Raw genomic sequence first — 12,696 nt, 5'->3', positions numbered from 1 at the left:
GTCTGTTCATCGCCTTCTTTTGTAACTTGTGACACATTGGTCACACGGACAACAGATCACGATCTCGAGGGAGAGTTGATCACCATGGCTTCCAACCAGCTGACGTCCGGCGTCACCGAGATCCGGCAGGGCCGAATCCACATCTGGCGTCTGCTCGCGATGGTCGCGGTTCTCGCCGCGATCCTCACCGTCCTGCTCCTGATAGTCGCAAGCGCGGCTTGATCGTCTTCACGATCAAGCCGCGCTCGCGTCGTCACTGAACTAGCCCGCGTACTTCTCGACGACCGCGCCCACCGGGTCCAGAGCGTCGATGACGTGGCCCTTGGCCTTGCCGCGGACGCTCTTGTACGCCTTCGCGAGGACCGACGGGGCGCTCTGCGCCTGTCCGTCGGTGACGGCGAGCAGCGCCTCGGCGGCCTGGTCGCCGTTGGCTGCCAGGTGAGCGCCGAAGGGCGTGCCCGCGGGCCTCGAATCCCACAGCGGCGAGAGCGCGGTCATGAAGTCGGGCAGCATCTTGTTCGTCGCCACCTGGACCACGCCCGGCTTGAACTTCTGAGCCGCGGAGTACGCGGTCTTGATCGCCGCGCCCGACAGGCCGGACTGCTTCTTCACCTCCGCGTCGATGACGTCGGCGAAGTCGGAAGCCATGGCTTCGCGGTTGGCGTCGAGCAGGGGCAGGAGCGAGGCGGTCATGCAGAGCCTTTCGGTCAGGATTCGAGGAACACGACGTTGCTCAGGGCCGGTGCGTCGTCGCGGTCGACGACGGTGGTGGCCACGAGCAGTCGGTCGCCATCTTCCCAGGCGCGGACTCGGAGCGTCTCGCCGGGGAACACAACTCCGGCGAAGCTCACACCGTAATCGGCCACGGCCGAGACGTCGCCGCCGAAGACCTCGTCGACCACGGCCCGGCAGACGCTGCCGTACGTGCACAGCCCGTGCAGGATCGGCCGCGGGAAGCCGGCCTCGGACGCGAATTCCGGATCGCTGTGCAGGGGGTTTCGATCACCGCACAGTCGGTAGAGGAGCGCCTGGTTCGGCTGGGTCGGCACCAGGATCTCGCGGTCGGCGGCGCGGTCGGGGAGATCCACCCGGGTCGACGAGCCGCGCTCGCCGCCGAATCCGCCCTCGCCCTTGGCGAAGATCGACGATCGTGCCGTCCAGAGCGGCTCGCCGTTCTCGTCGCGAGTGACCGATTCCTGGATGACGACCGCGGCCGAGCCCTTGTCCTGCACCTCGGCGATGCGCGTGCGGGTGGTCGCGGTGCCGGTCGCGGGCAGCGGCCGGTGCACCCGCACCTGCTGGGCGCCATGAACCACCTTCGACAGGTCGATGTCCACTCCGGGGAACGACACCTTCGGTGCCTCGGTGGCGTTGAACGTCGCCGCGACGGTGGCGAACGACGGCAGTACCTTCGGCTCCGAGTCGTGGACGTACTGCAGACCCGCGGTGTCCAACGGGTCGTGGGCCCCGCCCACGGCGAGGTTGTAGAGCGCCACTTCGCGCGGCGTCCACGAGAACGTCACTTCACCGAGGTCGGCGCCGGCGGCGACTGAGGGATCGATGGGCATGAATCAGGCTCCTGCGTGCGAGACGGTGGCGTTCTTGGCCTTCTCGACGGCGTCGAGCGCGGCGAGATATCCGAACACCATGGCCGGGCCGATCGTGGCGCCGGGACCGGCGTAGGTATGGCCCATCACCGGCGCGCTGGTGTTGCCCGCGGCGTAGAGGCCTTCGATCACGCTGCCGTCGGCTCGCAGTGCGCGTCCCGCGGTGTCGGTGTTGACGCCGCCCTTGGTGCCCAGATCGCCCGGAACCATCTTCACGGCGTAGAAGGGCGCCTTGTCGACGACGCCGAGGCTCGGGTTGGGCTTGTTGGTGATGTCGCCGTAGTAGTGGTCGTAGGCGCTGTCGCCGCGGTGGAAGTCCTCGTCCTTGCCGCTGCGGGCGAATCCGTTGAAGCGCTCGGTGGTGGCCTGCAGCTTGTCCGCGGGCAGGCCGGTCTTCTCGGCGAGCTCGGCGATGGTCGTGGCCTTCACGACGACGCCCGACTTGAGCCAGCTCTTCGGCAGCGGCTGTCGTGCGGTGACGCCTGCGAACAGGTATCGGTTGCGGCAGCGCTGATCGAAGATGAGCCAGCCGGGCACGTTCTCGCCTGGGCCGTCGCCCTGGCCGAACTGGCCGCCGTACATCTGGTGGACGGCCTCGACGTAGGGGAGCGATTCGTTCATGAAGCGCTCGCCCCGGGTGTTCACGATGAAGGTGCCCGGCACCGAGCGTTCCGAGAGCGCGAACCACGGACCCTTGGGCAGCGGAATGGTGGGTCCCCACCAGGCGTCGTCCATCAGGGAGACGTCGGCGCCGACCGCGAGCGCGGCGTTGATGCCGTCGCCGGTGTTGGTCGGTGCACCGGTGGTCCACTCGCTGCCGATCGGCGCGCGCTGGTACTTCGCGCGCATCTCGGCGTTGTGCTCGAAGCCGCCGCTGCCGAGGATCACACCGTAACGGGCACGCAGTTCGGTGGCGGCGCCGTCACCCGTCCCTACCTTGACTCCGACCACGGCGCCGTTGTCGGTCACCAGATCGGTCAACGGAGTGTTGAGCCGGATGTCGACGCCCGCCTGCCGGCAACCGAGCAGCAGCTCCGCGGCCAGGGCGGCTCCCATGGCGATCATCTTCTTGCCGCGGCTGCGGGCCCAGAAGAAGCGTGCACCGACCTTCGCCATTCGGACGGGGCCGCGCCAGTGCCGGAATCCGGTGTTGAGCCAGCGGTAATCGGACTGCAGGACGACCATGTTCAGCGGTGCCTTGGTGTACTGGGGATGCAGCGTCGCGAGATCGTCGCCGAGGCGTCGGGCGTCGAACGGCTTGGGCTCCACCGAACGTCCCATCGCACGACCGCCGGGGGCCTCGGGGTAGTAGTCCGAGTATCCCTTGACCCACTCGAGTTCCAGTGGTGCATGGGCGATCAGATAGTCGAGAGCCTCCGGTCCGCGGTCGATGTAGGTGTCGATCCGCTCGGCGGGAGCGTGCTCGCCGATGATGGCGTGGGCGTACTTGCGTGCTTCCTCGGGGGTGTCCTCGACGCCGTCTCGGCGCAGGATCGAGTTGTTCGGAATCCAGACGCCACCACCGGACCGCGACGTGGATCCGCCCCAGTACGGCGACTTCTCGATGAGGACGGTCTTGAGGCCTTTGCTGGCCGCGGTCAGCGCGGCCGCGAGACCGGCGCCGCCGGCACCGACCACGATGACGTCGAACGTCTCCGGCTCGCCGGCTTCGGTGTTCATGGCTTCGGTGGTCATTTCCTGCCCTTCGTCTGCATGCTGCGCTCATCGCGCCAAAGTAGAACGTGTTGCAGAACAGCCTAAACTAGAACACGTTCGCACTGAAAGGGCGGCTCGAGACTGACGGTGGCCGTGACTCAGGCGGCGGCCGTCACCAGCCAGCAGTGATTCGGGTGCTTCACCGCACCGTCGACGAGGTTGGCGCGCAGATCGGCCCGGACGCGGTCGAGGAGTTCGGCCCAGCCCGCCTCGCCGAGCGTGCCGCGGACTCGGTCGGAGACGAGTTGTCCGCTGCTGGTGGCGAGGATGACGGCGAGACGTTCTTCGACCCCGTCCGTGCGACCGCCCGCGCCGTCGGGAGTCGAGTAGTCGCTCTCGAATGTGAAGGGGTCGATGGAGATCTCCGACCAACCGGAACCGTCGAGAATCGATCGGAGGTAGTCGCGGTCGTCGAAGGCCAGCGGGCCCGGTGTGCCCGGCGCCGGACGTTCCGGCGGCTCGTCGAGCGCGGAGACGAGTGTCTTGGTGCCGAGACTGAAGATCCGGTTGCTTGAGCCCTCCTGCCAGCAGATGAACGCGAGTCGACCGTCCGGCACCGCCGCTCGGCGGATGTTCTCGAACGCTTCGACCGGACGGTCGAAGAACATCACGCCGAATCGCGACACGATGCGGTCGAAGCCGCGGTCGCCGATGAGCCCGCGCAGATCCGCGGTCTGCGCGTCGGCGACCACAGCCCGTGCGCCGGGAACCCGACGGTTCGCTGCGTCGACCATCGCGGGCGAGATGTCGACGCCGACGGCATCCGTGCCTGCGGCGACCGCCGCCTCCAGGAGCGTGCCTCCGCCGCATCCCACATCGAGAACGGAGCCGGTCAGGTCGGCGGCTTCCACGAGCGCTCGGGTGGCCGGAGCGAAGATCGCATCGAAGATCGCGTCCTGTTCAGCCCACGCCGCCCCGTGCTGAGTCCAGTCGGGTCGCAGAGAGTCCTTCGCCATGTCTGGGACGCTATCGGCGGCGACACTCGGTCCGCAACGGATCGTGAGTCACATCCCGGGGGGCGGGGTCGCGACGCAGATGGCTGCGCCCATCGGGTCCTTGAACGAGGCGAGGACGCCGTACGGCGTGTCATCGGCGGGCATCAGGATCTCGCCGCCCAGCCTCCCGACAGCGGCGAGCGTGGCGGGGACGTCGTCGACGGTGATGTACACCTGCCAGAACGACGGGTGCCCGTCGCCGAGCATCCCGGCCGCGTCCATGATCCCGGCGGTGCCTTCGCGGCCGTCGCCGCCGGTCACCATCACCTGCGCGTAGCGGCCCGGCCCGTCTGAGCCGCCGCCGATCTCCTCCAGTTCCCAGTCGAATACCCGCGGGTAGAACGCCGATGACGCGGCGTAGTCCATCGACATCTCGTCGAACCAGTACGGTGTGCCGGGCTCGCCGCGCCGCACGAAGCCGGGGTGCGTTCCGGGCTGCCAGACGCCGAACGCCCCGCCCGCCGGATCGAGATACACGGCCATGGTCCCCATGTCGCCGACCGGCATCGGCGGCACGACCACGCTGCCGCCCGCCGCGGTCACCGAGTCGGTGGTGGCACTCGCGTCGTCGCTGCGGAAGTACACCGACCAGACATTCGTGGGCCCGTTGTCGGAGCCGCTCATGGGCATCAGGCCGGCGACGCGCGACCCGCCGGCGGTGAAGTTGCGGTAGCCGCCGAAATCGGCGGACGGTTCCTCGGTCGACCAGCCGAACAGCGTGCCGTAGAAGTCGGAGGCGCGGTCGACGTCGCTGGTCATCAAGTCGAACCAGATCGGGGCGCCGGGCGCGGCGGAATAGGAGGGCATGACGGTCTCGCTTTCGTTCGCGGTGGCTGTCGCTGAAATGGACGTCACCTGTAGATCCTTCTCCATCGCCGCTTCGGTGTCCACGGTCACGCTGCCTCGCCTTGCGTGCCGACGGTCGCGGGGGCCGGGTCCGCCGTCGGCGGATCCGCTGCGGGCAGATCCGCATGTACCGGCACCGTCCGACGGCGCACGCTGGTGCCATGACGAAACCCGATGAATCCCAACACTTCACCCGCGACGACCGCCAAGACCTGTATCGGCGGCGGGTCGTGGTACTCGACGGCCAGTTGGACGACGACAACGGCACCCTTCTCGCGACGCAGATGCTCTCCCTGGCCGCGGCCGACGACAGCGCCGACATCTCGCTCTGGATCCACTCACCCGGCGGGTCGGTTCCGGCGATGCTCGCGATCCGGGACGTGATGAACGTGGTGCCGTGCGATGTCTCGACCCTGGCTCTCGGGATCGCCTGCAGCGCGGGACAGTTCCTGTTGTCGGCGGGGGCCCGGGGCAAACGCCGGGCCATGCCGCACGCTCGCATCCTCATGCACCAGGGGTCGGCGGGTATCGGCGGAACCGCTGCCGATGTGGAGTTGCAGGCCGACGACCTGCGGTACACGCGGGACACGGTCCTGGGCCTGATCGCCGAGGACACCGGCCGCCCGCTGGAACAGATCTTCGAGGACTCGATCCGCGATCGGTGGTTCAGTGCGGAGCAGGCACGCGACTACGGTTTCGTCGACGAGGTGGTCGGGAACTTTACGGACGTGGTCCCGCACGCCGATCGGACCGGTTTCGGCCTCACGGGGAAGGCTGCGCGATGAGCTCCTACCCGATCCCGAACGTCGTCGAGCGGACGCCCGCCGGCGAACGGTTCACCGACGTCTACTCGCATCTGCTCGCGAGCCGGATCGTCTATCTCGGCACTCCGATCGACGCGGGCGTCGCGAACGCCCTCGTCGCGCAGTTGATCTACCTCGAAGCCGACAACCCCGACCGGGATATCGAGCTGTACATCAACTGCGAAGGCGGCGACCCGGCGGCGATGCTCGCGATCTACGACACCATGCAGTACATCCGGCCGCCGGTGGCCACGACGTGCGTGGGGCAGGCGGTGTCGGTGGGAGCGGTGCTCCTCGCGGCCGGGGCGCCGGGCAAGCGGTCCGCGACGCCGCATTCGAGGCTGGTGCTGCATCAGCCTGCGGCGGAGGGACGCGGCACGATCCCCGACTTGATCATCCAGGCCGACGAACTGGTGCGCGTGCGATCGCAGATGGAGCGAATCCTGGCGCGCCATACCGGGCACGACGAGGCGGAACTGCGCGCCGACACCGATCACACGCGGGTGTTCACCGCCGCCGACGCCGTCGGCTACGGGTTGATCGATCAAGTGGTCGACGAGCGGTGACCTCAGGCCGCGCAGGCCAGCGCGGTCGGACGCGACGGCGCCGGGGCCGTCGCGGTCGGCTGCGTCTCGCGGAGATGCTCGCCGACCGCTACGGTCACGTCGCCCAATGTGGTGTCCAGGGCGCCGACCACGGCGGCGATCATCTCACTGGAGGGATCCTTTCGTCCACGCTCGATCTCCGACAGATACTGCACCGACACTCCGGCGCGGGCGGCGGTGTCGGCGAGACGTTCGCCCCGCCGGAGCCGAAGGCTGCGCAGATGTTCTCCGAGCGCTTCCCGGAGCAATGGTGTGCGGACGATCGCGACGACTCCCATGACTCCAAATTAGGCCAGGCGGCGAAGATGACGCCGCCGACTCTGCTCAGAGCAGAATCGGCGGCGTGGCTGTGGGGAGACCGACCTCACCAGTAGCCGTCGGGATCCTCTTCCGGGGACTCGCTCGGGATGATGCCCTCGGCGACCCCGTGATCGATGCTCGCCGACAGCCGCGGGCACGTGGGCAGCAGTGCGGCATTGCCGCCCGAGGCCCGGATCTCGGAGATCTGCGAGCACCGGGCCAGCGCGTCGTCGTTCCACTGGACGCTGGTGTGGTGCGCGCTGGTCTTCTTCACCATCACGTGTGCGTGGCATGTGCGGCACTCGATGTCCGTCATGCCGCCGGTGAGGTAGTGCTTGCGGTCCCGGGCGGTGGCGTCGGCGATCGCGGCGACGCGCTCGGGATCGCCGGCCCACTGCGGGGCCTTCGCCCAGCCGGGGACCGCGGCCCGCTCGTCGGCGCGAGTCATCAGACCGACGCGCCCTCGGAATCGTTGGCCTCGGCCTCGGCGGCCTCCTTCTCGGCCTGGATCCGCAGGTTCTCCTGGACTTCCTTGTTCCAGGTCTCCTGAGCCTTGGCGGTGTCGATCTCGTACTCGAAGCGGCCCGTCATCTCCTCGGTGACGTCGGCGACGTCCACGTAGAACTGCTCGTACCAGCGTCGCAGCTGGTAAACGGGTCCGTCCTCCTCCACCAGCAGCGGATTGTCGATGCGGGTCTTGCGCTTCCAGATCGCGACGTCCTGCATGAACCCGACTTCGACGCCCTTGGTGATCGTCTTGACCATGCCGTCGGTCTGCTCGGGCGAGAGTCCCTGCGGGATCTTCGCCATGACGCCGAACATGAGGACGAACGAGTTCGAGTCGATGGGGTAGTGGCAGTTGGTCAGAATCGTCTCGACCGAGTACTTACCGTAGTACTGCACCATCGGGTTCAGCATGTAAGACGGGCCGTAATACGCGGCGATCGACTCCAGCCGGGTGTCGCCGTAGGCGGTCGAGATGCCGACGTCGGGGCGGCCGTGGCTGTTCATGTACTGCGCCGCGGTCTCACCTTCGAAGACGTTCTTGAAGTAGTCCGGCAGCGCGTAGTGCACGTAGAAGAAGTGCGCCATGTCGACCACGTTGTCGATGATCTCGCGGCAGTTGGAGCCCTCGATCACGAGCTTGTTCCAGGTCCACCCGGTCCACTCGTCGGTGCCGAACTCGGCGAGTTCGGGAATGATGACGTCCTCCGGCGGCGGGTTGCCCTCGGGATCGTTGTAGACGAAGACCTGGCCGTTGCGGATCATCGTCGGCCACGTACGGGTCTTGGCCAGCTTCGGGTGCCGCTTCGCGTAGGGCACCTCGGCGCAACGCCCCTTGCCGTTCCACTGCCATCCGTGGAACGGGCACGCCACGTTGTCGCCCTTGACGGTGCCCATGGACAGGTCGGCGCCCATATGGCGGCAGTAGGCGTCCAGAGTGTGGATGTCGCCCTTGCTGTCGGCCCACACCACCAGCTTGGTACCGAAGATCTCCAGCGAGTGGGTCTCGCCGTCGTTGTACTCGTCCACCAGGCCGATGCAGTGCCAGCCTCGCGCGAATCGGGTGGGGGGCGTGCCGGTGTCGATCTCCCGGATGTCGGTTTCAGCCATCTTCTCGGCCTCCTCGTCGGTCTCGTTTCGGGCTCTGGCCCGTCTGACTCGATAGTAGAACATGTTCCACTAGAATGAGAACGTGTTCTAGTCCAAAACGAGAACGTGTTCTAATATTGGTCGTAAGTCGATGACGGCACACGAACAGGAGTGACTCATGTCAGCACAGCGGAGCGAAGCCGCGCAGCAGGTTCTGGACAAGATCGATGCATTGCTGCCGGATCTCGCGCAGCGCGCGCAGTCCACGGAGGATGCGCGACGCATCCCCGCGGAGGTCGCGGACATGCTCCAGGAGACCGGCTTCTTCAAGCTCCTGCAGCCCGCGCAGTGGGGCGGTCACGAGACCGACCCCGTCACCTTCTACGAGGCGGTGCGCCGTCTGGCCACGGCCTGCGGTTCCACCGGGTGGGTCGCAGGCATCGTCGGTGTCCACAACTGGCATCTCGCGCTGTTCAGCCAGCAGGCGCAGGAAGACGTCTGGGGCGAGGATCCCAATGTCCGCATCTCGTCCTCGTACGCACCGATGGGCATGGGTGAGGTCGTCGACGGCGGCTACAAGGTCAACGGCTCCTGGGCGTGGTCGTCCGGCTGCGACATCGCCGACTGGGTGGTCGTCGGCGGACCGGTCATCAAGAACGGCAAGCCGGTCGACTTCGTCAGCTTCCTGATCCCGCGGACCGACTACAACATCAAGGACGTGTGGAACGTCGTGGGCCTGCGCGGCACCGGCTCCAACACCATCGAGGTCAAGGACGTCTTCGTTCCCACGCACCGGGTTCTGAGCTTCGGCGTCATGAGCAAGGGCGCCGCTCCCGGGCTCGAGCGCAACACGGCGCCGGTCTACAAGATGCCGTGGGGCACCATCCACCCGTCGACCATCTCGACCCCGATCGTCGGCATGGCCTACGGCGCCTACGCCGCCCACGTCGAGCATCAGGGCAAGCGCGTCCGCGCCGCCTACGCGGGCGAGAAGGCCAAGGACGATCCGTTCGCCAAGGTTCGCATCGCCGAGGCCGCCTCGGACATCGACGCCGCGTGGCGTCAGCTCTCGGGCAATCTGCAGGCCGAGTACGACCTGATCGTCGCCGGTGAAGAGGTGCCGATGGAACTGCGTCTGGCCGCGCGCCGCGACCAGGTCCGAGCGACGTCGCGTGCGATCGACTCCATCGATCTGCTCTTCGAGAACTCCGGCGCGCACGCACTGGAGAACGGGACGCCGATCCAGCGTTTCTGGCGCGACGCCCACGCCGGCCGCGTTCATGCGGCCAACGACCCGGAACGGGCCTACCAGGCCTTCGGCAACGGCGAGTTCGGCATCCCCATCGGCGACACGATGGTATAGCGCGACGGCCCGACTACTTGACGAGGAACGACGAACACATGACTGACGACCAGAGCCCGATCCGGTCTCTCGGCTACATGCGGATAGACGCCACGGACATGGACGCGTGGCGTGAGTACGGGCTGAAGGTGCTCGGCATGGTGGAGGGTTCGGGGTCCATCCCGGGCGCCCTCTATCTGCGGATGGACGACTTCCCGGCGCGCCTGGTGATCGTGCCCTCCGATCGCGATCATCTCGCGTGCTCGGGCTGGGAGTGCGCCACCGCGGCCGGGCTGCAGGAGGTCCGTGACCGGCTCAGCGCCGCGGGTGTCGAGTTCCGGGAGGGCACCCCGGAGGAGATCGCCGACCGCCGCGTCGACGAGTTGATCGTCTTCTCCGATCCCGACGGGAACGTCCTCGAGGCCTTCCACGGGGTGGCGCTGCAGCATCGCCGGGTGGTGAGCCCGTACGGCCACACCTTCGTCACCGGCGAGCAGGGCCTGGGTCACGTGGTCCTCACCACCACCGACGACGCGCGGGCGCTGACGTTCTACCGGGACGTTCTGGGCTTCCGGCTCCGCGACTCGATGCGGCTCCCGCCGCAGGTGGTCGGGCGTCAGGAGGGTGAGGAGCCGGCGTGGCTGCGGTTCTTCGGTTGCAACCCTCGGCACCACTCGCTGGCGTTCCTGCCGATCCCGAACAGCACCGGCATCGTGCATCTGATGGTCGAGGTCGAGAACTCCGACGACGTCGGCCTGGCCCACGACCGCGCGCTGCGCAAGAAGGTGCCGATGTCGGCCACGCTCGGTCGCCACGTGAACGACCTGATGCTCTCGTTCTACATGAAGACGCCCGGCGGCTTCGACGTCGAGTTCGGTTGCGAGGGCAGGCAGGTGGACGACACCGACTGGATCGCCCGCGAATCGACGGCGGTCAGCCTCTGGGGTCACGATTTCACGATCGGTATGAAGTAGGTCCGAGCCCGTTCCGCCGGTCGAGCGAGCGGAGTGAGTCGATTGCCCACTCCGTCCGCTCGGCCCGATCATCCGGCCGCACTGCACCCGACCCACTGCATCCGACCCCACCGAAGGGAAACCGACATGACTCCGCACTCCCCGTACGGGACCGACGACTTCGACTCCCGGCAGTTCCGGACCGCGATGGGCCAGTTCTGCACCGGGGTCACGGTGATCACCACGCTCGACGAGGAGGAGAAGCCGGTCGGCTTCGCCTGTCAGTCGTTCGCGGCGCTGTCGCTGGACCCGCCGCTGGTCCTGTTCTGTCCGCAGAAGATGTCGCGAACCTGGCCGGTGATCGAGGCGCGGGGACAGTTCTGCGTCAACGTGCTGTCGAACCGGCAGCAGGATGTCAGCGCGACCTTCGGCGCGCCGGGGGCCGACAAGTTCAAGTCGATCACCTGGGATCCGTCGCCCGCGGGGCTGCCGGTGCTGCGGCACAGTCTCACCTGGGTGGAGTGCTCGGTGGACTCGGTCACCGACGGGGGCGACCACTGGATCGTCATCGGGCGGGCTCAGATCCTCGGCGAAGTGCTGCAGGACAAGCCTCTGCTGTTCTATCGCGGCGGCTACCTGTCCACCGAGCATCCGCGGGTGACGCCGGCTCAGGCCGAACTCGACAACTTCCTCACTTGGACCGGAGGCGACACGTGGCTGTGACCGAGCCCGCGGAGTCGGTCACCGCGCCGTTCACCGCGGCGATCGCCGAAGCCGAGGCGCTGGTGCGCAGTGCGGACTTCGCCGAGACCGACGCCGAGCGCGCGGAGGGTCTCGACTATCTGGCGGGCGGCATCTCGTCGATTCTCCAGGTGGCACGCGCGGGGGAGAAGACGCATCCCTATTTCGTGACTTCCACGGGGCCGTACTCCAAGATGGGGCTCGACAACCCGGACACGCTCTATTACCACGCGACGGTGGTTCCCGAGGCCACGTACGTGGTGCGGGGCGTGCGCGGCACCACCGCTGATCTGGCCTTTCAGGTGATCCGGGGCAATTACACGGCGGATGAGGTCCCCGGCGGAGAGACCGCCTTCGACGATCGCGTGATCCCGATCGCCGACGACGGGAGTTTCGAGATCACGTTCGGGCCGGAGCGGCCGGGAGTGCCCGACGGCACCCACTTCGTGCTGGGTGAGGGCGCGACCATGCTCTCGGTCCGGGAGGTGTACAGCGACTGGGCCGCCGAGCAGAAGGGTTCGATCACCATTGAGCGGGTGGACACCGTCGGACTTCCACCCGCGGAACTCTCCACCGACCGGATCGCCAAGCGCTACGCCGTGGCGGCGAAGATGCTGACCTCGCGCGTGAACACATGGTTCAACTTCCCCAAGTGGTTCTACCTCGGTGAGCCGGTCAACACCTTCACGGCGCCGCGCACCACGCCGGGCGGGTTGGCGACTCAGTACTCGTCGGTCGGTCACTTCGATCTGCCCGCGGGCCGGTCGATGGTGGTGACCGTGCCGTGCTCCGATGCGCCCTACCAGGGCTTTCAGCTCGGCAGCATGTGGTACATCTCGCTCGACTATGTGAATCATCAGACGTCGCTGAACTCGGCTCAGGCTCAGGTGGACCCGGACGGAATGATCCGGATGGTGATTGCGGCGAACGATCCGGGAATCGCGAACTGGGTGGAGACCACCGGCCGGCGGCGCGGCATCCTGCAGTTCCGGTGGCAGCGGACCGATGCGCCGATCACTGCCGAGCAGGGTCCCACGGCCGTGGTGGTGAACGATGCCGACGTTCCCTCGCATCTGCCGTACTACCGGGACAACCGGATCGACGCCGCCGGCTGGGCAGAGCGGATCGCGGTCCGGCAACGGGCATTCGCCCGCCGGATGCTCGGATAGACAGGCTCGGATAGACAGGACGGGTA

Annotated in this window: 15 protein-coding genes; 7 read left to right on the top strand and 8 right to left on the bottom strand. The window is 67.5% G+C overall.

The genetic code is table 11. The features are described 5' to 3' along the window. Positions 1–84 precede the first annotated feature (84 nt). A complete protein-coding gene (locus ACK8HH_RS15145) occupies positions 85–222 on the top strand; it encodes a hypothetical protein (RefSeq protein ID WP_156150444.1) in 138 nt (45 codons plus the stop codon). A gap of 39 nt (positions 223–261) precedes the next feature. Here ACK8HH_RS15145 and ACK8HH_RS15140 read toward each other — a convergent pair whose 3' ends face one another. The 5 genes from ACK8HH_RS15140 to ACK8HH_RS15120 form a co-directional block, all read right to left on the bottom strand. Further along, the gene (locus ACK8HH_RS15140) at positions 262–693 is read right to left on the bottom strand and encodes a DUF6918 family protein (protein ID WP_006897274.1); all 432 of its coding nucleotides are present in this window, start codon (positions 691–693) and stop codon (positions 262–264) included. A gap of 14 nt (positions 694–707) precedes the next feature. After that, a complete protein-coding gene (locus ACK8HH_RS15135; RefSeq protein ID WP_006897273.1) occupies positions 708–1,568 on the bottom strand; it encodes a MaoC/PaaZ C-terminal domain-containing protein in 861 nt (286 codons plus the stop codon). Positions 1,569–1,571: 3 nt separating this feature from the next. Then, on the bottom strand, positions 1,572–3,287 hold the full coding sequence (kstD, locus tag ACK8HH_RS15130) for a 3-oxosteroid 1-dehydrogenase (protein ID WP_006897272.1): 1,716 nt from the start codon (positions 3,285–3,287) through the stop codon (positions 1,572–1,574). 134 nt (positions 3,288–3,421) lie between these two features. Further along, on the bottom strand, positions 3,422–4,279 hold the full coding sequence (locus ACK8HH_RS15125) for a class I SAM-dependent methyltransferase (RefSeq protein ID WP_412475310.1): 858 nt from the start codon (positions 4,277–4,279) through the stop codon (positions 3,422–3,424). A 48-nt stretch (positions 4,280–4,327) separates the two neighbouring features. Beyond that, the gene (locus tag ACK8HH_RS15120; protein WP_278127453.1) at positions 4,328–5,125 is read right to left on the bottom strand and encodes a VOC family protein; all 798 of its coding nucleotides are present in this window, start codon (positions 5,123–5,125) and stop codon (positions 4,328–4,330) included. Between the two features lie 200 nt (positions 5,126–5,325). Between ACK8HH_RS15120 and ACK8HH_RS15115 the strand changes: the two genes are divergently transcribed. Both ACK8HH_RS15115 and ACK8HH_RS15110 read left to right on the top strand, forming a co-directional pair. Then, positions 5,326–5,949: a ClpP family protease gene (locus ACK8HH_RS15115; RefSeq protein WP_006897265.1), complete on the top strand. Its 624-nt coding sequence runs from the start codon at positions 5,326–5,328 to the stop codon at positions 5,947–5,949. Beyond that, positions 5,946–6,533, top strand: coding sequence for a ClpP family protease (locus ACK8HH_RS15110; protein WP_006897264.1), 588 nt, complete (start codon positions 5,946–5,948; stop codon positions 6,531–6,533). Before ACK8HH_RS15115 ends, ACK8HH_RS15110 begins: the two co-directional genes overlap by 4 nt. A 2-nt stretch (positions 6,534–6,535) precedes the next feature. On the opposite strand, the gene ACK8HH_RS15105 is transcribed toward ACK8HH_RS15110, so the two are convergent. The 3 genes from ACK8HH_RS15105 to ACK8HH_RS15095 all read right to left on the bottom strand — a co-directional run bounded on the left by ACK8HH_RS15105 (position 6,536) and on the right by ACK8HH_RS15095 (position 8,486). Beyond that, positions 6,536–6,850, bottom strand: a complete 315-nt coding sequence (locus ACK8HH_RS15105) for a helix-turn-helix domain-containing protein (RefSeq protein ID WP_006897263.1) — start codon at positions 6,848–6,850, stop codon at positions 6,536–6,538. Between the two features lie 86 nt (positions 6,851–6,936). Further along, a complete protein-coding gene (locus tag ACK8HH_RS15100) occupies positions 6,937–7,320 on the bottom strand; it encodes a hypothetical protein (protein ID WP_006897262.1) in 384 nt (127 codons plus the stop codon). Next, entirely contained in the window at positions 7,320–8,486 is a 1,167-nt protein-coding gene (locus tag ACK8HH_RS15095) for a Rieske 2Fe-2S domain-containing protein (protein ID WP_412475309.1), read from the bottom strand. Before ACK8HH_RS15095 ends, ACK8HH_RS15100 begins: the two co-directional genes overlap by 1 nt. A 157-nt stretch (positions 8,487–8,643) precedes the next feature. Between ACK8HH_RS15095 and hsaA the strand changes: the two genes are divergently transcribed. The 4 genes from hsaA to ACK8HH_RS15075 all read left to right on the top strand — a co-directional run bounded on the left by hsaA (position 8,644) and on the right by ACK8HH_RS15075 (position 12,670). Further along, entirely contained in the window at positions 8,644–9,828 is a 1,185-nt protein-coding gene (gene hsaA / locus ACK8HH_RS15090; protein ID WP_006897260.1) for a 3-hydroxy-9,10-secoandrosta-1,3,5(10)-triene-9,17-dione monooxygenase oxygenase subunit, read from the top strand. Positions 9,829–9,866: 38 nt separating this feature from the next. Then, a complete protein-coding gene (gene hsaC, locus ACK8HH_RS15085) occupies positions 9,867–10,781 on the top strand; it encodes an iron-dependent extradiol dioxygenase HsaC (RefSeq protein WP_006897259.1) in 915 nt (304 codons plus the stop codon). Between the two features lie 126 nt (positions 10,782–10,907). Continuing rightward, a complete protein-coding gene (hsaB, locus tag ACK8HH_RS15080; RefSeq protein ID WP_412475308.1) occupies positions 10,908–11,483 on the top strand; it encodes a 3-hydroxy-9,10-secoandrosta-1,3,5(10)-triene-9,17-dione monooxygenase reductase subunit in 576 nt (191 codons plus the stop codon). Continuing rightward, positions 11,474–12,670: a hypothetical protein gene (locus ACK8HH_RS15075; RefSeq protein WP_082083898.1), complete on the top strand. Its 1,197-nt coding sequence runs from the start codon at positions 11,474–11,476 to the stop codon at positions 12,668–12,670. Before hsaB ends, ACK8HH_RS15075 begins: the two co-directional genes overlap by 10 nt. Positions 12,671–12,696: the final 26 nt, after the last annotated feature.

Source organism: Gordonia sp. LUNF6, assembly GCF_047041125.1.
Lineage (GTDB): Bacteria > Actinomycetota > Actinomycetes > Mycobacteriales > Mycobacteriaceae > Gordonia > Gordonia sihwensis.
The sequence above is the reverse complement of the archived record's forward strand: the minus strand, read 5'-3'. Positions and strand labels throughout refer to the sequence as shown.

Coding starts and splice junctions, on each gene's coding strand:
- hsaC (WP_006897259.1), top strand. CDS start 9,867: ATGACTGACGACCAGAGCCCGATCCGGTCTCTCGGCTACATGCGGATA.
- ACK8HH_RS15105 (WP_006897263.1), bottom strand. CDS start 6,850: ATGGGAGTCGTCGCGATCGTCCGCACACCATTGCTCCGGGAAGCGCTC.
- ACK8HH_RS15120 (WP_278127453.1), bottom strand. CDS start 5,125: ATGCCCTCCTATTCCGCCGCGCCCGGCGCCCCGATCTGGTTCGACTTG.
- ACK8HH_RS15145 (WP_156150444.1), top strand. CDS start 85: ATGGCTTCCAACCAGCTGACGTCCGGCGTCACCGAGATCCGGCAGGGC.
- ACK8HH_RS15140 (WP_006897274.1), bottom strand. CDS start 693: ATGACCGCCTCGCTCCTGCCCCTGCTCGACGCCAACCGCGAAGCCATG.
- ACK8HH_RS15115 (WP_006897265.1), top strand. CDS start 5,326: ATGACGAAACCCGATGAATCCCAACACTTCACCCGCGACGACCGCCAA.
- ACK8HH_RS15100 (WP_006897262.1), bottom strand. CDS start 7,320: ATGACTCGCGCCGACGAGCGGGCCGCGGTCCCCGGCTGGGCGAAGGCC.
- ACK8HH_RS15095 (WP_412475309.1), bottom strand. CDS start 8,486: ATGGCTGAAACCGACATCCGGGAGATCGACACCGGCACGCCCCCCACC.
- ACK8HH_RS15135 (WP_006897273.1), bottom strand. CDS start 1,568: ATGCCCATCGATCCCTCAGTCGCCGCCGGCGCCGACCTCGGTGAAGTG.
- ACK8HH_RS15110 (WP_006897264.1), top strand. CDS start 5,946: ATGAGCTCCTACCCGATCCCGAACGTCGTCGAGCGGACGCCCGCCGGC.
- hsaA (WP_006897260.1), top strand. CDS start 8,644: ATGTCAGCACAGCGGAGCGAAGCCGCGCAGCAGGTTCTGGACAAGATC.
- ACK8HH_RS15125 (WP_412475310.1), bottom strand. CDS start 4,279: ATGGCGAAGGACTCTCTGCGACCCGACTGGACTCAGCACGGGGCGGCG.
- hsaB (WP_412475308.1), top strand. CDS start 10,908: ATGACTCCGCACTCCCCGTACGGGACCGACGACTTCGACTCCCGGCAG.
- kstD (WP_006897272.1), bottom strand. CDS start 3,287: ATGAACACCGAAGCCGGCGAGCCGGAGACGTTCGACGTCATCGTGGTC.